This is a genomic window from Pseudomonas putida, assembly GCF_001636055.1.
Classification (GTDB): domain Bacteria; phylum Pseudomonadota; class Gammaproteobacteria; order Pseudomonadales; family Pseudomonadaceae; genus Aquipseudomonas; species Aquipseudomonas machongensis.
Map to the genome: position 1 here is coordinate 5,669,643 of NZ_CP011789.1, position 21,197 is coordinate 5,690,839.

A 21,197-nucleotide genomic window follows, 5' to 3' on the forward strand; every position below is an offset into this window, starting at 1 on the left:
GAAACTGCATGAAATCCCGTCTGTTCATCATCAGCCAGCACCTGCTGCCGCACCACCTGCTGTCGCGCCTGGCCGGCTGCGTCGCCGAGTGCCGCGCTCGCTGGTTCAAGAATGCCTTCACCGCCTGGTTCGCCAAACGCTACCAGGTGAACATGTCCGAGGCGCTGGTCGAGGACCTCACCGCCTACGAGCACTTCAACGCCTTCTTCACCCGCGCCCTCAAGCCGGGGGCGCGCCCCCTGGATGAAACCCCGGGCGCGATCCTGTGTCCGGCCGACGGTGCGGTCAGCCAGCTCGGTCCGATCGAGCACGGCCGTATTTTCCAGGCCAAGGGCCACAGCTTCAGCGCCCTCGAGCTGCTCGGCGGCGACCCGGCGCTGGCCGCGCCGTTCATGGGCGGCGAGTTCGCCACCATCTACCTGTCGCCGAAGGACTACCACCGCGTGCACATGCCGCTGGCCGGCACCCTGCGTGAGATGGTCTACGTGCCGGGCCGCCTGTTCTCGGTCAACCAGACCACGGCTGAGAACGTCCCCGAGCTGTTCGCCCGCAACGAGCGCGTGGTTTGCCTGTTCGACACCGAACGCGGGCCGATGGCGGTGGTGCTGGTGGGTGCGATGATCGTTGCCTCGATCGAGACAGTCTGGGCCGGGCTGGTCACACCGCCCAAGCGCGAGCTGAAGACCTTCCGCTACGACGAAGCCAGCCGCGCGCCGATCCATCTGGAAAAAGGCGCGGAACTGGGGCGTTTCAAGCTGGGTTCGACCGCGATCGTGCTGTTCGGGCCAGAACAGGTGAAGTGGGCCGAAGCCCTCGGCGCCGGGTCTGCCGTGCGCATGGGTGAGCAACTGGCGCTGCCGGTACAGGGCTGACCCGGGATCGCTGGGGCTGCTTTGCAGCCCCGCTGTTTCAACGGTTCACACGCGCCCGTCGCGGTCACGCCAGCCCAGCAGATACAGCACGCCATCCAGCCCCAGCGTGGAAATCGCCTGTTTGGCAGACTGACGCACCAGCGGCTTGGCGCGGAAAGCCACGCCCAGGCCGGCCAGCGACAGCATCGGCAGGTCGTTGGCGCCGTCGCCCACGGCGATGGTCTGCTCCAGTTGCAACCCTTCCTTGTGCGCCAGCTCCTGCAGCAGGTCAGCCTTGCGCTGGGCATCGACGATCGGCTCGATCGCCACGCCCGTCACCTTGCCATCCACCACTTCCAGCTCATTGGCGAACACGTAGTCGATGCCAAGGCGTGCCTGCACCTGCTTGGCGAAGTAGGAAAAACCGCCGGAGAGGATTGCAGTCTTGTAGCCCAGGCGCTTGAGTTCAGCGAACAGGTGTTCGGCACCTTCGGTCAGGCGCAGCGAAGCGCCGATTTCGTCCAGCACGCCGACGTCCAGGCCCTTGAGCAATGCCATGCGCTCCTTGAAGCTGGCACGGAAATCCAGCTCGCCACGCATGGCGCGCTCGGTGATCGCCGAAACCTGTTCGCCGACACCTGCTGCCTTGGCCAACTCGTCGATCACCTCGGCTTCGATCAGCGTCGAATCCATGTCGAACACCGCCAGGCGGCGATTGCGACGGAACAGGTCATCCTGCTGGAAGGCGATGTCGATACCCTGCTCGGCCGACAATGCGAAGAAATCGGCGCGCAGGGACTGGGCGTCGGTCGGCTCACCGCGCACGGAGATTTCCAGGCAGGCGCGACTCTTGTCGGTGCTGGCGTCGAGCGCCACACGTGCCGAGAGGCGCTCGATCCGCTCGATGGTCAGGCCATACTGGCTGATGACTGCACTGACCCGTTGCAACTGTTCGGGCGTGACCTTGCGGCTGAGCAGCGTGACGATGTGGCGATTGTCGCCATGGCCGTCCACCCATTGCTGGTAGTCTGCCTCGGAGATTGGCGTGTAGCGCGCCTGCAGGTTCAGCTCATGGGCCTTGGACTGCACCCCTTGCAGCAGGCCGGTAGCGACTTCATTGTCGGGAATATCGACCAGAATGCCGAACGACAACGTGCCATGCATGACCGCAAGACCGATGTCGAGGATGTTCACACCGCCCTGGAGCAGGACGCCGGTGATGGCCGCAGTGAGACCCGGACGGTCTTCACCAGTGATGTTGATCAGGACGATTTCGCGCAAGACCGGGCTCCAACTCGATGAAAAATGCGCATTCTACCCACTTTCCATGACCATCGGGCGCCATCGATACTTTGCCGACAAAACGCGGGTCGCTATACTGCCCAGCATCTTTTCCGCCATAAAGAGCCGCGCTCTGTGAACCGGCCCACGCCTGTCAAAACCGACAACTTCTTTCTGATGATCTTCCGAGCCCTGCGCCAGCGTCGTATTCCCCTGGCATTGCGCATCGCCAGCCATAACATTTTCCTGGTGGCGCTGGCCTTGGTGATCTATGCCTGCGTGATGGGCCTGCAGTTCAAGCAGGCCATGCACGAACAGGCCGATGCCGTCGGCCAGAGCCTGACCGTGCAGACCGCGACCTCGGCTACCGAGCTGCTGGTGTCCAACGACATCCTCAGCCTCAACGTGCTGCTGGGCAATCTGGTGAAGAACCCGCTGGTGGCCCACGCGGCGATCTACAGCGTCGACAACCGAATCCTCGCCGAGGCCGGGCAACGGCCAAAAAACAGCCTGCTGGGCGAGGCCGAAGGGGTCTACCAGACCAAGATCACCTTCCAGGACGTGACCGCCGGGCAACTGCGCATCAGCCTGGACATGAGCCAGTTCCAGCAACCGATGCTGATCAGCCTGCAGAGCATGGGCATTCTCGCGGCCATCCTGCTGGCGCTGGCGCTTACCCTCAGCCTGCGCCTGGGCCGCTTCATCTCGACGCCGCTGCTGCAACTGCGTGTCTGGCTGCGTGACCCCCACCCCTATACCCCGGCCATCGAGCGCCAGGACGAAATCGGCGATCTCGCTCGTCAGCTTCATGCCCGCCTGGCCCCGCCGCCACCGCCGGAGCCGGAAGAACATGAAGACGACGAAGATGATTTTGCCGACCTGCATGTGGAGGAGCCGCCACGCAAGGCCGCACCCAAGCCTGTAGCGGCCAGGGTGGCCGCCCAGGACGACGACGCAGACGACGACGCCTTTGCCGACCTGATCGACGACACCGTGCACAGCCCCAAGGCACTGGCCATCCCAGAGTCTGACGAACCGAACACCAGCGCCGTGCTCGCCGTGCAACTCGGCTCCCAGGAGCAACTGCGCCGTCTGCCGCGCACGCGCCTGACCGAGTTGCTGGAGCGCTACCGCGACTGCCTCGACCAGGCCGCGTCGCTGTACGAGGGTGAAGTGCACACCCTTGACGACGGCAGCACGCTGTTGCTGTTCCACAGCCGTGACAGCGGCGAGGACTACCTCACCAATGCCATCTGCTGTGGCGAATTGCTGCGCGCCCTGGGCCACGCCCTGCAGATCGAGGTCGCCGACAGCGGTATCACCCTGCAGTTGCAACTGGGACTGGCGCTGGGTGAAGACCTGCTGGGCATGGATCAGGTCGACCTGCTGATGACCGAGAAGGCCCAGGATGCCCTGGCGCTGTCGCAACACAGCCGCAACCTGCTGCTGGTCGAGCGCCAGGTCAGCGACGACGCCCTGATCCGCCAGCGCGCGCGCATTCGGCCGATCGCCAGCCCTGAAGGCGCCTGCTGTGTCGAGCGACTGATGGAGCCCTACCCGTCGATGCTCGAGCGCCAGTTGGCGCGGATGCATGAGCGTCGGGCCTGAATGGCCTGATCCGCGGTGCAGTTGTAGAAGCGGCCTTGAGTCGCGAAAGGCCTGCTATCCGGCACCCACAAAAAAGCCCGCATCGCTGCGGGCTTTTTCATGTCTGTCGAATCAGAATCGATAGACTTCCATATCGGTGCGGATCGGCGAAGCCATCGGAATCCTCGACTTCTCCGGTTCCTTCTTGACCTGGACCGGAGCCGCTGGCTTTTTCGGCGCATCTTCAGCGACCGCTGGCTGGTTCGCCAGCGGCTTGACGGCAACGCTCAGTTGCTCGACCAGCTTCTGCAGCAACTGCCCCTGGGCCTGGACTTGCGAGGCCTCGCTGCCCTCATGCTGTTGCTCGAGGTGGACGATACGGTTGTCGCGCACATGGCCACGACGATCCAGTACGCGCCACTGGGCATCGAGGATCGCCGGCTGGTTGGCGCCCGAGTCCAGGCGGGTGATCGACAGCAGCACCTGCACATCCGGCGTGAAGCCAGTGCTGGCAGGTGCAAGCACGACGCGCTGGCTGTCCAGGCGCCAGGCGAGCTGACGCACCAGCAACTGGTCGATATCCGACGAAAGGCTGCCGGCCCAGCGACCGTCGGTCGCCGCGGTCAGGCTGCCATCAGGCTGACGTTGCAGAAAGGTTTCACGTTGCAGGTAGTCGGCTACCGATACCGGACCGAGCACGACCGCCATGCCGGCAGCCTGCGAAGGCTGGCCGGGGTCGCCGCTGTCGAGTTGGTACAGGGCCACCGGCTGGTGCATGCTGCACCCGCTCAGCCCCAGCAGACCCGTCATCAGCAGCGCAAATGGAAGGCGCAGAAATTTCATCATCCCATCCAAGCGGCCGCCGCCCGGCAACCGCAGTGATACTCGTGTGGATTCCCGCGGGCACACGGCCACGCCGGCCCCGCAAGGGGTGTATCATCCGCGAAATAGTCGCCGGACTCCAGCATTTCCGCCCGGAACGACGCTGAAAACGCCGTTCCAGACGAACAACCGGTTTACTCCGGGCGCTCCACCACCATGCCGTCGACGCGCTGGAATCCACGTGGCAATTTGCTACCACGACGTCCGCGTTCGCCTTTGTAATGTTCGAGGTCATCCGGCTTCAGTGACAGGGTACGCTTGCCAGCCTGCAATACAAGCGTCGATCCCTCGGCAATCACCGCCAGATCGGTGACGTATTCTTCACGACTGGCCACACGATCACCCGGTACGCCAATGATCTTGTTGCCCTTGCCCTTGCCCAGTTGTGGCAGGTCGGCAACCTTGAACACCAGCAGACGGCCTTCGGTGGTGACCGCTGCCAACCAGTCCTGCTCGCGGTCGGCGACCGGCCGTGGCGTCATCACCTTGGCGCCATTGGGCAGGCTCAGCAGCCCTTTGCCCGCCTTGTTCTTGGCCTGCAGGTCCTCGCCCTTGACCACGAAACCGTAGCCGGCATCGGACGCCACCACATACAACGCATCATCGTCCGGCAACAGCACGCACTCGAAGGTGGCGCCCGGCGGCGGCGTCAGACGCCCGGTCAGCGGCTCGCCCTGGCCACGGGCCGATGGCAAACTGTGGGCTGCCAGCGAATAGCTGCGCCCGGTCGAGTCGATAAGCACCGCAAACTGGTTCGAACGCCCCGCCGCTGCAGCCTTGAAACCATCGCCAGCCTTGTACGAAAGGCCCGTGGCATCGATGTCATGACCCTTGGCACAACGTACCCAGCCTTTTTCCGACAGCACCACGGTGACCGGCTCGGTCGGCATCAGCTCGTTTTCCGACAGAGCCTTGGCCTCGGCGCGCTCGACGATTGGCGAGCGGCGATCGTCGCCATAGGTTTCGGCGTCCTTGATCAGTTCGCTGCGTACCAGCTTGCGCAGCTTCGTCTCGCTGCCCAGCAAGGCCTGCAGCTTGGCCTGCTCCTTGAGCAACTCGTCCTGCTCGCCACGGATCTTCATCTCTTCCAGGCGCGCCAGCTGACGCAGGCGGGTCTCGAGGATGTAGTCGGCCTGGATCTCGGTCAGCTCGAAACGCTCGATCAGCGCCTGTTTGGGATGATCCTCGGTGCGGATGATGTGAATCACTTCATCCAGGTTGAGGAAGGCGGTGAGCAAGCCGTCCAGCAGGTGCAGGCGCTTCTCGACCTTGTCCAGGCGGAACTGCAGGCGCCGGCGCACGGTGCCGATGCGGAACTGCAGCCACTCCTGCAACAGCGCGCGCAGGTTCTTCAACTGAGGACGGCCATCGAGGCCGATGATGTTGACGTTGACCCGGTAGCTGTTTTCAAGATCGGTGGTGGCGAACAGGTGCTGCATCAGCTCGTCGGCATCCACACGATTGGAGCGCGGGATGATGACGATGCGGCACGGGTTCTCGTGGTCCGACTCGTCACGCAGGTCGGCGACCATCGGCAGCTTCTTGTTCTGCATCTGCGCGGCGATCTGCTCCAGCACCTTGGCGCCGGAAACCTGATGCGGCAGCGCGGTGACAACGATGTCGCCGTCTTCGACTCGGTACACCGCGCGCATGCGAATCGAGCCCTTGCCGGTTTCGTAGATCTTCTGGATCTCGGACCGTGGCGTGACGATCTCCGCTTCGGTTGGGTAGTCAGGGCCCTGGATGTGCTCGCACAGTTGCTCGATGGTCGCCTTGGGCTCGTCGAGCAGGCGCACGCAGGCGCTGGCGACTTCGCGCAGGTTGTGCGGCGGCACGTCGGTGGCCATGCCCACGGCGATGCCGGTGGTGCCATTGAGCAGGATGTTCGGCAAACGTGCCGGCAATACCTGCGGCTCCTGCAGGGTGCCGTCGAAGTTCGGCACCCAGTCGACGGTGCCCTGGCCCAGCTCGCTGAGCAGCACTTCCGAGTAGCGCGACAGCCGCGCCTCGGTGTAACGCATGGCGGCGAACGATTTCGGATCGTCCGGCGCACCCCAGTTGCCCTGACCGTCGACCAGCGTGTAGCGGTAGCTGAACGGCTGCGCCATCAGCACCATGGCTTCATAGCACGCCGAGTCGCCGTGGGGGTGGAACTTGCCGAGCACGTCGCCGACGGTACGCGCCGACTTCTTGTGCTTGGAGTCGGCATCCAGCCCCAACTCACTCATGGCATAGACGATGCGCCGCTGCACCGGCTTGAGGCCGTCGCCGACGTGCGGCAAGGCGCGGTCCATGATCACGTACATGGAATAGTTGAGGTAGGCCTGTTCGGTGAAGTCGGCCAGGGAACGGCGTTCGACGCCTTCGAGACTGTCCAGTAAGTCGCTCATGCGAGCCTCGTCATTTCAGGTTCTGGCGCAGCAGCATGGTGCCGCCGCGCTGAGTAAATTCAAGTTGTTTCAAAGCGCTCATGCCGAGCAGCACCGTCTGTCCGTCCAGCCCCGGCACCACCAGGGCACGCACATCACGCAGGCGGATATCGCCCAGTTGCAGGCTATCGAGCCGCGTGCGATAGCCCTCGGTGCGGCCATTGGCGGTACTGAGCATCACCGGCGCGCCGCGCTGTAGCGCCAGATCGCGCGCCAATGCCTCGGGGATCGCCACATCGGTGGCACCGGTATCGAGCATGAAGTGCACGACCTTGCCGTTGATCGCGCCATCGGCGACGAAGTGGCCCTGGCCATTACTCAGCAGCCGCACCTCGATAAAGTCTTCGCCGCGTTCGGACTGCACGACACTGTTGGGGTTCTGCTGACGATCCTCCCACTGCCCGAAAAAGCGCGTGGCGAGAAACATCGCTGCCGCCCAGGCGAGGACCATCAGGACCCGGCCAGCCCGCTTGCCCGCTGGCTGGCTCAAGGCTTCGCGCTCCAGCCGCCCGCTGGCGCGGCAAAGCGCCAGACGATAGGGCGGTTTTCACCATCGGCACGGGTGCCGTTGTTGTTGTCCAGGCCGATCCAGGCACCGTCCTTGTCGATCACCAGGGCTTCGGCCAAGCCGAACGGCCGGTCGTAGCGACGTGTGTCGACCAGGGCATCGGCGGCGAACGACCAGCAGCGCTCGACCGCACCGGTGTCGGCGTCACGCCGGCAAATGCGGAAGGCATTGCGTTCCAGGGTGAACAGTTTGCCGTCGAACAGTGCAAGGTCCGCGAAATCTCGCGACAGCGCCCGCGAGCCTGGCATCTGTGACGGCTGCATCTCCACCCCTGCCTCGCTGAGCAGCACACAGCTGCGTCCGCAGGTCCATACCGCTTGCTGACGCTGCACGGCGATCAGCCCCCGACGCTCGCGCTCGGCAGCCAACCACAGGCGGTCACCGGCCGGATTGATGGCCAGGCCCTCGAACAAGGCATTGAAGTGCAACAGCATGCCGCTGGCACGGGCCTGGCGAACCATGGCCGGATCGATCCTCAGCCAGTTCGGCTCGCCCTCGACCGGCAATTGCAGCACCGCCGCATGCGCCTCGCTGACCACATAGAAGTTGCCCGCGCTGTCACAGGTGATGCCTTCGAAATCCAGCTCGCCGCCACGGATGAACGACACTGCCCAATTTCGCGACTTCAGCCCCCAGGGCAGCCCGCTCTCCGGTACCGGCGGCGGGGTGAAGACCAGGGCCTCGGCACGCCACACGCCATCCTGCTGTTCAAGCCGGTAGATTCGATCGTCGTCGCGGTCCGAGACGCCCCACAGGGCGCCACGGCACTGGGCCAGGCCCGACAGGTTACCGCCGCGCATGCCCTCGATCGGGTGCTCGGCGGTGAGCTTGAGCTCTGGCCAGTCGCTGGCGAAACTCGTCAGGCTGGCCAGCGCGAGCAAGGCTGCGACAAGCAGACGAATCAAACCAGGACCTCGGCCAGGTTGCCTTTGGTCTCCAGCCAGTTCTTGCGATCGCCCGCACGCTTCTTGGCGAGCAGCATGTCCATGATCTCGGTGGTACCGGCGAGGTCATCCAGGGTGAGCTGCACCAGGCGCCGGGTGTTCGGGTCCATGGTCGTTTCGCGCAATTGTGGCGGGTTCATTTCACCCAGCCCCTTGAATCGGGTGACCTGGGGCTTGCCGCGCTTCTTCTCGGCGACCAGACGGTCGAGAATGCCGTCTCGCTCGGCCTCATCGAGGGCATAGTAGATCTCCTTGCCCAGGTCGATACGGTACAGCGGCGGCATGGCAACATAGACGTGTCCGGCCTCGACCAGCGGGCGGAAATGCTGGACGAACAGCGCGCACAGCAGCGTGGCGATGTGCAAGCCGTCGGAGTCGGCGTCGGCGAGGATGCAGATCTTGCCGTAGCGCAGTTGCGACAGGTCGGTGGCACCCGGATCGACCCCGATGGCCACGGCAATGTTGTGCACCTCCTGGCTGGCAAGCACTTCGCCGCCATCGACTTCCCAGGTGTTGAGGATCTTGCCGCGCAGGGGCAGGATCGCCTGGAACTCCTTGTCACGCGCCTGCTTCGCCGAACCCCCTGCAGAGTCGCCCTCGACCAGGAACAGTTCGGCACGCATCGGATCCTGTCCGGCGCAGTCGGCCAGTTTGCCGGGCAATGCCGGCCCTTGGGTGATGCGCTTGCGCTCGACCTTCTTGCTCGCCTTGAGGCGTCGGCCGGCGTTGCTGATCGCCAGCTCAGCCAGTTGCATGCCCAGCTCCGGGTGGGCGTTGAGCCACAGGCTGAAGGCATCCTTGACCACACCGGAAACGAACGCCGCGGCCTCGCGGGACGACAAGCGCTCCTTGGTCTGGCCGGAGAACTGCGGTTCCTGCATCTTCATCGAGAGCACGAAGGTGATGCGTTCCCACACGTCCTCGGGCGCCAGCTTGACGCCTCGCGGCAGCAGGTTGCGGAACTCGCAGAACTCGCGCATGGCATCGAGCAGGCCCTGGCGCAGGCCGTTGACGTGGGTGCCACCCTGGGCGGTAGGGATCAGGTTGACGTAGCTTTCCTGGACGCTGTCGCCACCCTCGGGCAGCCACAGCAGCGCCCAGTCCACAGCTTCTTTATGACCGGCCAGGCTGCCGCAGAACGGCTCGTCGGGCAGGCGCTGGAATTCACTGACCGAGTCGACCAGGTACGAGCGCAGACCATCCTCGTAGTGCCACTCGACCTTCTCGCCGGTGCCCTTGTCCTCGAAGCTGATCGACAGCCCCGGGCACAGCACGGCCTTGGCCTTGAGCACGTGCTTGAGGCGGCTGATGGAGAACTTGGCCGAATCGAAATACTTGGGATCGGGCGCGAAGTAGACACTGGTGCCGGTGTTGCGCTTGCCGACCGTGCCGATCACCTCAAGCTCAGTGGCCTTGAAGCCATCGGCGAAGGTCATCTGGTACTCGTTGCCGTCACGCTTGACCCGCACGCGGACCTGGGTCGACAGGGCGTTGACCACCGAAATGCCCACGCCGTGGAGGCCGCCGGAGAATTGGTAGTTCTTGTTGGAGAATTTGCCACCGGCGTGCAGCTTGGTAAGGATCAGCTCGACGCCCGATACGCCTTCTTCAGGGTGGATATCCACCGGCATGCCGCGACCATCGTCGCTGACTTCCAGCGAGTGGTCGGCGTGCAGCACGACCTGGATCGACCGGGCATGACCGGCGAGGGCTTCGTCGACGCTGTTGTCGATGACTTCCTGGGCCAGGTGGTTGGGCCGGCTGGTGTCGGTATACATGCCCGGCCGCTTGCGGACCGGGTCAAGGCCGGAGAGGACTTCGATGGCGTCTGCGTTATAGGCGCTAGCGCTGGGATTGGCCATGGGTTCTCGTCGTCAGTCTGGTGAATGCAAAAAGGTCAAAATACAGAAAAATCAAGCGCGTCATACTGCGCCCTGGCAATGCCGGCGAAGGCCAGCAAGGCCGGCAGACGCTGGGCGAAGCCTTGGAAGCTGTGGTCGCCGCCGGCCTCGATACGCAGGGCACAGGCCCGGTAATAACGCTCGGCGTGGCGATAGTCCAGCGTTTCATCGGCGGTCTGCAACCACACTTGATAGCGTGAGGCATCTTCGGGGGGTGGCATTTCCATTTCGGCCAGGGCCTGAACATGGTCGTGGGTCAGCTCCCAGGTTTCACCGCTGTAGTGGTTGCGCTGAGTACCGAGGTAGCCGTCGAAATGCTTGTGCGGGGTCACGGCCGGATTGACCAGCAGGGCCTTGAGGCCATGGCGCTCGGCCAGGTGCGTGGCATAGTAGCCGCCGAGGGAGCTGCCGACCAGCAGCGGCGTGCCGAGTTCGGCGATGCACGCTTCGAGCTGAGCCATCGCCTGGCGCGGATGATGGTGCAGTTCGGGGACGCGCAACTGCGCGCTCAAGCCGAGCTGTTGCATCACCGCCGCGAGCTGGCGCGCCTTGGTGGACAGCGGCGAGCTGTTGAAGCCATGGATATAGAGGATGGAACCCGACATGCTGCCCCCGGAATCTGTGGCTTCGCGCCCGACGATGCGGGCACAGGGACGCGCAGTGTAGCGCGTTCGCCGGGTTTTGGCGCAAGGGTGGGATTTTCGCAACACAATCTTCAAATCCCACGACGGGCGCGACCTTCGCAGGAGCGGTAAACCTGTCAGTAACCCGGGCTGTTGAAATCCAGGGTCACCACGAAATCCCTCGCCCGCTCGACGCCGGTCTCCAGCCGTCCGTCGGCATGCAGCCGCAGCCAGCGATACCCTGGCTGCTCTTCACTGACCTTGAAGTCTTCGCTGCGCGCGGCGAACTGGATGCAGGTCGAGGGCGTGGCCAGCAAGCGAATACCGTCGCGGACCTCGTCCCACTCCTGATGGATGTGCCCCCACAGCAACGCCTTCACCTGTGGATATGCCCGCAGACGCTGCAGCAGCTCATCGGCATTGCGCAAGCCGATCGGTGCAATCCAGGCGCAGCCGATATCCACCGGCTGGTGGTGGCAGCACACCAGGCAGTGGCGCTCCCCCACCGACGCCAGCGCGTTATCGAGGGTCGAGAGCTGGTCTTGTTCAAGAAGCCCATGGGTGGCACCCAGCACCGCCGAGTTGAGCATCACCACGCGCCAGGCGCCAATGTCGGTAACGGCATGGACCAGATCTGGCGCCACACGCGCCATGACCCTGGCCTCGTCATGGTTGCCCGGCAACCAACGGGTCGGCACGGCAAAACCCTCCGTCAGCTCTCGGAACGCAGCGTAGGACGCCACGCTGGCGTCCTGGGACAGGTCCCCAGTGCACAGCAACAGGTCGATGCGTGGTTGCTCGCGACGCACCTGGCTCACCACGTGGCGCAGACTGTCACGGGTGTTGAGGCCCAGCAGGGTGCCAGCCGGATCAGCGAACAGGTGGGCGTCGGTGAGCTGCACCACATGCACCGGAGCCTGCGCAGGAGGAATTGGTGAATGCGACAAAGGCCGTCTCCTTGATCGGATTCGGCACGATTATGGCCGTAGAAAGCGTTGGAGCAAATACTCGAAACCAACCGACGTCACATTTCAACGCACGGTTTCGTACTCGTGGCCGCAGGCCAGGCAATGGCTCAGCCATTCACCGAGAAACAGGTTGAGCTGGGCCTTCTCGTCGGGTTGGTGCATGGCCGCGTTGGGGTACGGATAGATGCTGCGCAGGCGCCGAGCGTGCTCGGCACTCACCACTTCGGCCATGCGCGCATCGTGATAGACCTGTACCTCGAGTTGCGGCACCGGCAGCCACGGCAGGCTGTGCTCCTGGCATATCCGCAGCGTGGTGGTGTAAGGGCAGGCCAACACCACGTCGAGCACCAGCACGCCAAGCATCTGGTCGCCCTGGGTCATGCCGATGCGTCGCGAGCTTTGCGTGGTGCGCATGTCCGGCAGCAGGCGCATCAGCCGTGCGTAATTGGCCTCGCAGGCAGCCTGCAGGCCGACGAGGTCGACCCGGTAGCGTTCGCGCAGCAGGTTCACTTCCACATCCCCCGGACTTCGTCACGGTTCAGCGCCAGCCACTGCAAGGCGATGATGCTTGCCGCGTTGGCGATGCGCCCATCGCGCACCGCCTGCAAGGCATCCTCGAACGACCAGACGCGCACGCGGATATCCTCGCCCTCTTCTTCCAGCCCGTGCAGGCCACCGGCACCCTCGCTGCTGCATCGCCCGAGGAACAGATGGACATACTCGTCACTGCCGCCAGGCGACGGGAAGTATCGGGTCATCGGCCACAGTGCGGAGAAGCTCAGGCCTGCCTCTTCTTCGGCTTCACGGTGGGCAACCTCCTCAGGTTGCTCATCCTTGTCGATCAGCCCGGCGACCAGCTCGATCAGCCAGGGGTTGTCGGTCTTGTCCAGCGCACCGACGCGAAACTGTTCGATCAGCACCACTTCGTCACGCTGCGGATCGTAGGGCAGCACGCAGACGGCATCGTGGCGCACGAACAGCTCACGGCTGATCTCGCGCCCCATGCCACCGGCGAACAGCTCGTGGCGCAGGCGCACCTTGTCGAGCTTGTAGAAGCCCTGGAAGCAATTGGCCCGTTCGACGATCTCGACCGCCTTGGGCACCGAATTCAAGGTGTCTGACATGGAATTCCTCATTACATCAACGACTGCGTCGCGCCATCCTACTCTGCGTGCCGCCACCTTTCATCCCTTTCCGGCGACCGGGACAGGCTGTCCTCACTCTGTTAGCTTAGTGGCGAACCGAAGGCCCTGCCGACGGTCCAAGGCCGATCATCCATGTTCTGCAAGGATCACCATGACGCTCGTCAAACTGACTGCCGTCGCCCTGCTGGCGTTGACCCTCGGCGCCTGCCAGAGCTTGTTCACGCCCAACTATCGTGCACCGCTCGAGGTCAAGCGCGACGCCTGGGAACACGTCAAACCCGGTTGCAGCGAGCGTGATTGCCCGCTGGTGAACATCGACACCGTGCACTTCCCGGCGCTGCCCAAGCTTGATGCCATCGTCGAGCGTCGCTTGCTGCAACTGACCGAAGACAACCAGCGCGGTACCACACCCACCACATTGCAGCAGTATGAGCAGCAATACCTGGCCAGCGCACAAGCGCGCAACAGCAGCTACCTGCAGGCCAAGGTACGCGAGCAGCATGACGGACTGGTGATCGTCGAGCTGTCCAGTTACCTGGACAGCGGCGGTGCCCACGGCATGCCGGGGCGGGCCTTCATCAACTATTCACGCAAGCAGGACAAGGTGCTCACGCTCCAGGACATGCTGGTGCCTGGCCAGGAAGAGACGTTCTGGAAGACCGTCGAGGAGTCGCACCGCGCCTGGCTGATCAGCACCGGCATGGACAAGGACGCCGAGTTCGTGAAGACCTGGCCATTCAAGCGTTCGCCGCACATCGCCCTGACGTACGGCGCGGTGGTGGTGAAGTATGAGGTCTACGCGATCGCGCCCTATTCCATGGGTCACGTCGAACTGAAGATCCCTTATCCGCGCCTGAACGGCGTCATCAAGCCCGAACTGTTTCCCGGCCGCGGATAGCACCCAGTACCCCATATAGGCCACCTGCCAGCAGCAAGGCTGGCAGGGTCGCCCCAAGCTCCGGCGCCTCGTTCGCCAGCAGGTGGTAGACCACCACCCCCGCCAGCCAGGCCAGCAGCGCCGGCCAATGCAGTCCCGGCACCTGCTGCGGCAGGCGGCGACGGCGGATCACGAAGTGATCCATCAGCACCACACCGAACAGCGGCGCGAACACCGAACCGATCAACAGCAGGAAGTTCTGGTACTGGGCCAGCGGTGCCAACAGTGCAATCAGGGTGCACAGCAGACCGATCGCCAGCGCCAGGTGCTCGACCTTCAGCCTCACCAGCAGCCCTGTGGACACTGCCGCCGAATGGATGTCGGCAAAGGCGTTTTCCGACTCGTCCAGCAGGATAAGCAACAGCGGGATACCCAGCCCTGCACCGGCCAGCGCCAGCAGCATGGCATTCACCTCGCCGCTCGGAGCGAACGCCAGGGTATAGGCGACGCCCAGGCTCATCAGCCAGGCGTTGCCGATGAAAAAGCCCAGCGCGGTGCCGCCGAAGACGCGGCTGGCACGCTTGCCGAAGCGCGAGTAGTCGGCGATCAGTGGCAGCCACGATAGCGGCATGGCGATGACGATATCGAAGCCCACCGCCAGCGACAGCGAGCCATCGCCTGGGCGCCGCCAGAGGTCGGCAAGATCGGCCTTGGCGAACAGATTCCATGTCAGCCACAGGCAGGCGCCGAGCAACAGCCAGATCCCCCACTTGCGCAACACCTTGCGCACGAAGGCCAACGGGCCACTGACGGCCAGCAGGGTTGCCAGCGCGCCGAAGCACAGGGTCCAGAGCAGCGGGCTGTTCCAGGCACTGCCTTCGCCGAAGGTGCGTGCGCCCAGCAGGCTGGCGGCGTCACGCATGACAATGATCTCGAACGATCCCCAGCCGACCAGTTGCAGCAGGTTGAGCAACGCCGGCAGACGCGCGCCATGGCGTCCCAGCGACAGGCGCAGACCGGCCATCGCAGAAAGGCCGGTATCGCTGCCGGTCACCCCCACTGCCGCCAGCAACAGCACCCCGACCGCCGTACCGAGCACGATCGCCAGCACCGAGCCCGCCAGGCCCAGGCCCGGTGCGAGCAAGGCACCAACCTGCAGGACCATCAGGCCGATGCCGAGGGAGAACCACAACGAGAACAGGTCGCGTGCACCGAACAAGCGCTGGCTGGAAGGGACCGGATGATCGGGGGAGAAATGGCTGGGGGTGGTCATTGGAAGGGTCGCCAAAAGGGGTTGAGGATGTGTGGTGAAGCCTCCGGCCCTTTCGCGGGCAAGCCCGCTCCTAGTTTGTCGGAGCGGGCTTGCCCGCGAAAGGGCCGGAGGCCTCGATACAAATGCAAAGACAGAGTGGCTCACCACCACCCTGCCGGCATCACTTACACCTTGTGATAAAGCTGGCTGCCTTCCTGGCGGAACCGCTCGGCCTGCTCGCGCATGCCCTGCTCGGCGGTCACATCCACGGCTTCGATCTTGGCCGCGTACTCGCGCACTTCCTGGGTGATCTTCATCGAACAGAACTTCGGCCCGCACATCGAGCAGAAGTGGGCAACCTTGGCCGATTCCTTGGGCAGGGTCTCGTCGTGGAACGAGCGTGCGGTGTCCGGATCCAGGCCGAGGTTGAACTGGTCTTCCCAGCGGAACTCGAAGCGCGCCTTGGACAGTGCGTTGTCGCGGATCTGCGCGCCCGGGTGGCCCTTGGCAAGGTCGGCGGCATGCGCGGCGATCTTGTAGGTGATGATGCCGGTCTTGACGTCATCCTTGTTCGGCAGGCCCAGGTGCTCCTTGGGCGTGACGTAGCAGAGCATGGCGCAGCCGAACCAGCCGATCATCGCCGCACCGATACCGGAGGTGATGTGGTCGTAGCCCGGTGCGATGTCGGTGGTCAGCGGGCCGAGGGTGTAGAACGGCGCCTCGTCGCAGCACTCCAGCTGCTTGTCCATGTTCTCCTTGATCAACTGCATCGGCACATGGCCTGGGCCTTCGATCATGCACTGCACGTCGTGCTTCCAGGCGATCTTGGTCAGCTCGCCGAGGGTTTCCAGCTCACCGAACTGGGCGGCATCGTTGGCGTCGGCGATCGAGCCCGGACGCAGGCCATCGCCCAGCGAGAAGCTGACGTCGTAGGCCTTCATGATTTCGCAGATCTCGTCGAAATGCGTGTAGAGGAAGTTCTCCTTGTGATGCGCCAGGCACCACTTGGCCATGATCGAACCGCCACGGCTGACGATGCCGGTGACGCGCTTGGCGGTCAGCGGCACATAGCGCAGCAATACGCCGGCATGGATGGTGAAGTAGTCCACGCCCTGCTCGGCCTGCTCGATCAGGGTGTCGCGGAACAGCTCCCAGGTCAGGTCTTCGGCAACGCCGTTGACTTTTTCCAGGGCCTGGTAGATCGGCACAGTGCCGATCGGGACCGGCGAGTTGCGAATGATCCACTCGCGAGTCTCGTGGATGTGCTTGCCGGTGGACAGGTCCATGACCGTGTCCGAGCCCCAACGGATACCCCAGGTCAGCTTGGCCACTTCTTCCTCGATCGAGGAACCCAGGGCGCTGTTGCCGATGTTGCCGTTGATCTTCACCAGGAAGTTGCGGCCGATGATCATCGGCTCGAGTTCGGTGTGGTTGATGTTGGCAGGGATGATCGCGCGACCGCGGGCGATCTCTTCACGTACGAATTCGGGGGTGATCTCCTTCGGGATGCTGGCCCCGAAGCTGTGACCAGCGTGCTGCTGGTCGAGCAAGCCGGCAGTGCGGGCCTCCTGCAGTTTCATGTTCTCGCGGATGGCGACGTATTCCATCTCGGCGGTGATGATGCCCTGGCGCGCGTAGTGCATCTGCGAGACGTTGGCACCGGCCTTGGCGCGGCGAGGGTTGCGAACGTGGGCGAAGCGCAGCTTGGCGAGTTCGGCGTCGTTCAGGCGCTGCTGGCCGAAATTCGAGCTCAGGCCTTCGAGGCGCTCGGTATCGCCACGCGCGTCGATCCAGGCCGAACGCACATCGCCCAGGCCCTTGCGCACATCGATGATGACGTTGGGATCGGTGTAGGGGCCGGAAGTGTCATAGACCAGCACCGGCGCGTTCTTCTCGCCGCCGAAGTCGGTGGGGGTGTCGTGCAGGCTGATCTCGCGCATGGGCACGCGGATGTCCGGGCGCGAGCCTTGGACGTAGACCTTGCGCGAATTGGGCAAGGGTTGCACGGACTGCTGGTCGACTTTGGCCGACTCGCTCAGGCTGATCGCTTTTTCTTGTTTACTCATCACAGGCTCTCCAGACAGCTTCCTAGCGGGCGGAATGTCGGGGAGAACCTGAAAGGCGCGGACGCACCCCTTGGATGGAGTGCAGTGCCGGATACATGGGGTGCCTTGGCTGCACGACAGCCTGACATTCCCGGACCTGGCACAAGAGGCTCCCCGGGAAGGCGAGCAATCTTGTTCCCTACGCAGGCGCTAACCTGATCAGGTTCAACGGGATCCGGAAACTCTCCGATCTCAGCCTTCGATTCAAGGCACCCCGACAAGAACGTGCGCAGTCTAGACTGGAGTGGTCGGCAAAGCCAAGCGCGTAAATGCACGAGAGACGAAAGGTGCAACAGGCGGATTGTTGCCGACAGCCAGCGGCACTACACTGGCGCATCGCACGAAACTCAACAGTTCAGAAATTCAATTTCGTACAAGGATTGCCCTATGCTGCGCAAACTTTCACTGGCGATTGCCGTGTCTTGTGCGTCCAACGGAGTGGTCTGGGCAGTGGATGTGCCCACGACGGTGAAGACCGACCTGGTCAGCGTCTACCAGGAAGCGGTGAACAACAACGCCGACCTCGCCGCCGCACGCGCCGACTACGGCGCCCGCCGTGAAGTGGTACCGCAGGCCAGGGCAGGCCTGCTGCCCAATCTGTCCGCCGGTGCGGAAATGATGAACACCCGCACCAAGCTGGACGAACCCTCGATCACCTCCAACCGCAGCGGTAACTCCTGGAGTGCCACGCTGTCGCAGCCGATCTTCCGTGCCGACCGCTGGTTCCAACTGCAGGCCGCCGAGGCGGTCAACGAGCAAGCGGCGCTGGAGCTGTCGGCCACCGAGCAGAACCTGATCCTGCAAACGGCCGAAAACTATTTCGCCGTCTTGCGCGCGCAGGACAACCTGGCTTCGACCAAGGCCGAGGAGGCAGCGTTCAAGCGCCAGCTCGACCAGTCCAACGAGCGTTTCGACGTCGGGCTCTCCGACAAGACCGACGTGCTGCAATCCCAGGCCAGCTACGACACCGCCCGTGCCAATCGGATCATCGCCGAGCGCCAGGTGCAGGACGCCTTCGAGGCGCTGGTGACCTTGACCAACCGCGAGTATGGGTCGCTGCAGGGTGTGGTCCACAGCTTGCCGGTGCAGGTACCGGCGCCCAACGACGCCAAGGCCTGGGTGGAGACCGCCGCACGGCAGAACCTCAACCTGCTGGCGACCAACCACGCCGTCGATGCCGCCGAGGAAACCTTGCGCCAGCGCAAGGCCGGCCATGCCCCGACCCTCGATGCCGTGGCGCGTTACCAGAAGGGCGACAACGACAACCTCGGCTTCACCAACCCCGCGCCGCAACCCGGCGTGCGCTACGGCGGTGACGTGGAGCAGACCAGCATTGGCTTGCAACTGAACATTCCGATCTATAGCGGCGGGCTGACCAGCTCGCAGGTGCGTGAAGCCTATGCCCGCCTGAGCCAAAGCGAACAGCAGCGCGAAAGCCTGCGCCGCCAGGTGGTGGAGAACACTCGCAACCTGCACCGCGCGGTGAATACCGATGTGGAGCAGGTGCAGGCCCGCAAACAGTCGATCATCTCCAACCAGAGCGCCCTGGAAGCCACCGAGATCGGCTACCAGGTCGGCACCCGCAACATCGTCGACGTGCTCGATGCGCAGCGCCAGCTCTACACTTCGGTGCGCGACTACAACAACAGCCGCTACGACTACATCCTCGACAACCTTCGCCTCAAGCAGGCCGCCGGCACGCTGAGCCCGCAAGACCTTCAAGACCTGGGGCGCTACCTGAAAGCCGACTACAACCCGGACAAGGACTTCCTGCCGCCGGATCTTGCGGCCGCAGCCGCGAAGAACTTCGAGCGGCGGCCCTGAAGAACATGACAAGGGGCGAGCTGGCGGCTCGCCCGTTGTGCAGTTCAGTCCATGACAAATTTCACGGTATGTCGATTACCATCCTGCGTCAGCTCATGCGTGCAGGAGGCCAATTCGGGGCCCGTCGAGCTTGCAGAGGGCTGCAGACTCGCTGTTTCGGCCGTGTACTTGATAGTGTAGATGCAGGTGCGGTCACCGCTAGCCAGCGAGAACGACTCATGGAAGTCGTTACTCCCTAGCTCCCGTTCAACGAAATACAACCCTCCTCGACTTACATCGTCCACGTTGAACGAAGCTTGGTCGTCCACAACGAAGGTGTCGCCATACACATCGACGTTTGCGTTAGGATCCGCATGATCCACGAGCATCTCAATCCAGGGACCGTCGAATCCTCCGGTCTCGACAGGCCGAGGTGCCAGGTATGCGAATGCGGGAAGCGACGCCATGAGCAAAGCGAAAGACAGGGCAAGAGAGCGCATGTGGTAGTTCTCCAATAGGGATGCCCCAGCGGCATCCTCATGTCGAGCCTACTGACATCCCACTCAGCCACATCGCCACATAATTACCACCCTGATCTCATGCCGAACACATCCATGCAGACGGTCGAAAGAGGACATCATGAACGCGTCTGGATGAGCTTCCCAAGGGCCTCGAGCAATCGTTGCAGGGCACCCTGGTTGGCCTGCATCACCGCCCTGCCTGCCTCGCCCATGCGCCGACAATCCTGGGGAAGCTCAATCAGGCGTCGGACCGCAGCGGCCAGTCCTTCGGCGTCGTCCACCTGTTGTAACGCACCAGCTTCACGCAACATCGCGCTGATCTCGAGGAAGTTGAACACGTGCGGGCCGGTAATTACCGGCAATGCGAGCGCTGCCGGCTCCAGCGGATTGTGCCCGCCAGTGGGCACCAGGCTGCCGCCCACGAAGGTGATATCAGCCAAGGCGTAGAGGAACATCAACTCGCCCATGGTATCGCCAAGCAGGACCTGGACCTGCCCGTCTACCGCCGCACCCGAAGAACGTCGCACCGTGGTGAAACGTTCGCGACACAGTTCATGCACCGCATCGAAACGCTCCGGGTGACGTGGCACCAGGATCAGGAGTGCATCGCCATGCACCTGCAGCAGGCGCTGGTGGGCTTCGAGAATGAGCGCATCCTCGCCCTCATGAGTGCTGGCGGCAATCCACACTGGCCGCTGCAGGGCCGACCACTGCTCGCGCAACTGGCGGGCATGTGGCAGTAGTTGATCGTGCACCTTCAGGTCGAACTTGATCGAACCGGTCACCTGCACGCACTGCGCACGGGCGCCCAGACTGCGGAAACGCTCGGCCTCGGTCTCGGTCTGTACCGCAATCAGGCTCATCTCTTCGAGCATCGGCCGGGTCAGGCCGGCGAAACGAGCATAACCGCGTGCCGAACGCTCCGACAACCGCGCATTGGCCAGGGCCACGGGAATACCGCGCCTGGCGCACTGGTGGATATGGTTGGGCCACAGTTCGGTTTCCATGATGATGCCCAGCTTCGGACGCACATGATCGAGGAAGCGCGCCGCTGCCCAGGGCAGATCGTAGGGCAGATAACAATGCTGGACCCGCGGCTCGCTGGCGAACATCGCGCGGATACGCTCCGAGCCGGTCGGGGTCATGCAGGTCAGCGTAATGGGCAGGTCCGGGTAAGCCGCGAGCAGTGCCTTGACCATCGGCGCCGCAGCGATGCTCTCGCCCACCGATACCGCATGCACCCAGATACCGCCCTGGCGCATGGCCGGAAGCTTGCAGGCAAAGCGCTCGGCGATGCGCTGGCGATACGCTGGCGCCTTGCGCCCACGCAAGAACAGGCGCAGCGCGACCAGCGGCAGGCCCAGGTGAAACAGCAGGGTGTAGAGGGTTCTGTTCATGGCGCCGCAGTTTACTAGGGTCTGTCTGAAATGTGTCTGCACTCGCCCATACTACGTTGAAGA

At 63.8% G+C, this 21,197-nt stretch carries 18 protein-coding genes and 1 riboswitch; of the genes, 4 read left to right on the top strand and 14 right to left on the bottom strand.

The window, feature by feature from the left end:
• Positions 1–8: 8 nt before the first annotated feature.
• On the top strand, positions 9–872 hold the full coding sequence (gene asd, locus AB688_RS25375; RefSeq protein WP_054893172.1) for an archaetidylserine decarboxylase: 864 nt from the start codon (positions 9–11) through the stop codon (positions 870–872).
• A gap of 45 nt (positions 873–917) precedes the next feature.
• On the opposite strand, the gene serB is transcribed toward asd, so the two are convergent.
• Complete coding sequence (serB, locus tag AB688_RS25380; protein ID WP_054893171.1) at positions 918–2,132, bottom strand: phosphoserine phosphatase SerB; 1,215 nt, start codon at positions 2,130–2,132, stop codon at positions 918–920.
• A gap of 135 nt (positions 2,133–2,267) precedes the next feature.
• Between serB and AB688_RS25385 the strand changes: the two genes are divergently transcribed.
• The gene (locus AB688_RS25385) at positions 2,268–3,740 is read left to right on the top strand and encodes a hypothetical protein (RefSeq protein WP_063546421.1); all 1,473 of its coding nucleotides are present in this window, start codon (positions 2,268–2,270) and stop codon (positions 3,738–3,740) included.
• Between the two features lie 111 nt (positions 3,741–3,851).
• Here AB688_RS25385 and AB688_RS25390 read toward each other — a convergent pair whose 3' ends face one another.
• From AB688_RS25390 to AB688_RS25430, 9 genes are all read right to left on the bottom strand, one after another.
• Entirely contained in the window at positions 3,852–4,562 is a 711-nt protein-coding gene (locus AB688_RS25390) for a PqiC family protein (protein ID WP_063546423.1), read from the bottom strand.
• 173 nt (positions 4,563–4,735) lie between these two features.
• The gene (parC, locus tag AB688_RS25395) at positions 4,736–6,991 is read right to left on the bottom strand and encodes a DNA topoisomerase IV subunit A (RefSeq protein WP_063546425.1); all 2,256 of its coding nucleotides are present in this window, start codon (positions 6,989–6,991) and stop codon (positions 4,736–4,738) included.
• 10 nt (positions 6,992–7,001) lie between these two features.
• Positions 7,002–7,520 carry a retropepsin-like aspartic protease family protein gene (locus AB688_RS25400; RefSeq protein WP_054893167.1) on the bottom strand — a complete coding sequence of 173 codons (519 nt, stop codon included), beginning with the start codon at positions 7,518–7,520 and terminating at the stop codon, positions 7,002–7,004.
• Positions 7,517–8,503, bottom strand: a complete 987-nt coding sequence (locus AB688_RS25405; protein ID WP_063546427.1) for an esterase-like activity of phytase family protein — start codon at positions 8,501–8,503, stop codon at positions 7,517–7,519. Before AB688_RS25405 ends, AB688_RS25400 begins: the two co-directional genes overlap by 4 nt.
• The gene (gene parE / locus AB688_RS25410; RefSeq protein WP_063546429.1) at positions 8,500–10,404 is read right to left on the bottom strand and encodes a DNA topoisomerase IV subunit B; all 1,905 of its coding nucleotides are present in this window, start codon (positions 10,402–10,404) and stop codon (positions 8,500–8,502) included. Before parE ends, AB688_RS25405 begins: the two co-directional genes overlap by 4 nt.
• 35 nt (positions 10,405–10,439) lie before the next feature.
• A complete protein-coding gene (locus AB688_RS25415) occupies positions 10,440–11,048 on the bottom strand; it encodes a YqiA/YcfP family alpha/beta fold hydrolase (protein WP_063546431.1) in 609 nt (202 codons plus the stop codon).
• A gap of 155 nt (positions 11,049–11,203) precedes the next feature.
• On the bottom strand, positions 11,204–12,013 hold the full coding sequence (cpdA, locus tag AB688_RS25420) for a 3',5'-cyclic-AMP phosphodiesterase (RefSeq protein ID WP_063546433.1): 810 nt from the start codon (positions 12,011–12,013) through the stop codon (positions 11,204–11,206).
• A gap of 84 nt (positions 12,014–12,097) precedes the next feature.
• The gene (locus tag AB688_RS25425; protein ID WP_054893162.1) at positions 12,098–12,550 is read right to left on the bottom strand and encodes a DUF1249 domain-containing protein; all 453 of its coding nucleotides are present in this window, start codon (positions 12,548–12,550) and stop codon (positions 12,098–12,100) included.
• Complete coding sequence (locus tag AB688_RS25430; RefSeq protein ID WP_063546435.1) at positions 12,541–13,158, bottom strand: NUDIX domain-containing protein; 618 nt, start codon at positions 13,156–13,158, stop codon at positions 12,541–12,543. Before AB688_RS25430 ends, AB688_RS25425 begins: the two co-directional genes overlap by 10 nt.
• A 172-nt stretch (positions 13,159–13,330) precedes the next feature.
• On the opposite strand from AB688_RS25430, the gene AB688_RS25435 reads away from it, so the two are divergent.
• Positions 13,331–14,077, top strand: a complete 747-nt coding sequence (locus AB688_RS25435; RefSeq protein ID WP_054893160.1) for an RsiV family protein — start codon at positions 13,331–13,333, stop codon at positions 14,075–14,077.
• Here AB688_RS25435 and cytX read toward each other — a convergent pair.
• Positions 14,046–15,329, bottom strand: coding sequence for a putative hydroxymethylpyrimidine transporter CytX (gene cytX, locus AB688_RS25440; protein ID WP_063546437.1), 1,284 nt, complete (start codon positions 15,327–15,329; stop codon positions 14,046–14,048). The two genes, AB688_RS25435 and cytX, sit on opposite strands and share 32 nt — an antisense overlap.
• A gap of 164 nt (positions 15,330–15,493) precedes the next feature.
• Positions 15,494–17,374: a phosphomethylpyrimidine synthase ThiC gene (thiC, locus tag AB688_RS25445; RefSeq protein WP_063546439.1), complete on the bottom strand. Its 1,881-nt coding sequence runs from the start codon at positions 17,372–17,374 to the stop codon at positions 15,494–15,496.
• Positions 17,375–17,532: 158 nt separating this feature from the next.
• Positions 17,533–17,640, bottom strand: a riboswitch (TPP riboswitch).
• Positions 17,641–17,800: 160 nt separating this feature from the next.
• Between thiC and AB688_RS25450 the strand changes: the two genes are divergently transcribed.
• Positions 17,801–19,237: a TolC family outer membrane protein gene (locus AB688_RS25450; protein ID WP_063546441.1), complete on the top strand. Its 1,437-nt coding sequence runs from the start codon at positions 17,801–17,803 to the stop codon at positions 19,235–19,237.
• A gap of 44 nt (positions 19,238–19,281) precedes the next feature.
• Here AB688_RS25450 and AB688_RS25455 read toward each other — a convergent pair whose 3' ends face one another.
• Both AB688_RS25455 and waaA read right to left on the bottom strand, forming a co-directional pair.
• A complete protein-coding gene (locus tag AB688_RS25455; RefSeq protein WP_063546443.1) occupies positions 19,282–19,716 on the bottom strand; it encodes a hypothetical protein in 435 nt (144 codons plus the stop codon).
• Between the two features lie 137 nt (positions 19,717–19,853).
• Positions 19,854–21,134 carry a lipid IV(A) 3-deoxy-D-manno-octulosonic acid transferase gene (waaA, locus tag AB688_RS25460; protein ID WP_063546445.1) on the bottom strand — a complete coding sequence of 427 codons (1,281 nt, stop codon included), beginning with the start codon at positions 21,132–21,134 and terminating at the stop codon, positions 19,854–19,856.
• Between the last annotated feature and the right edge of the window lie 63 nt (positions 21,135–21,197).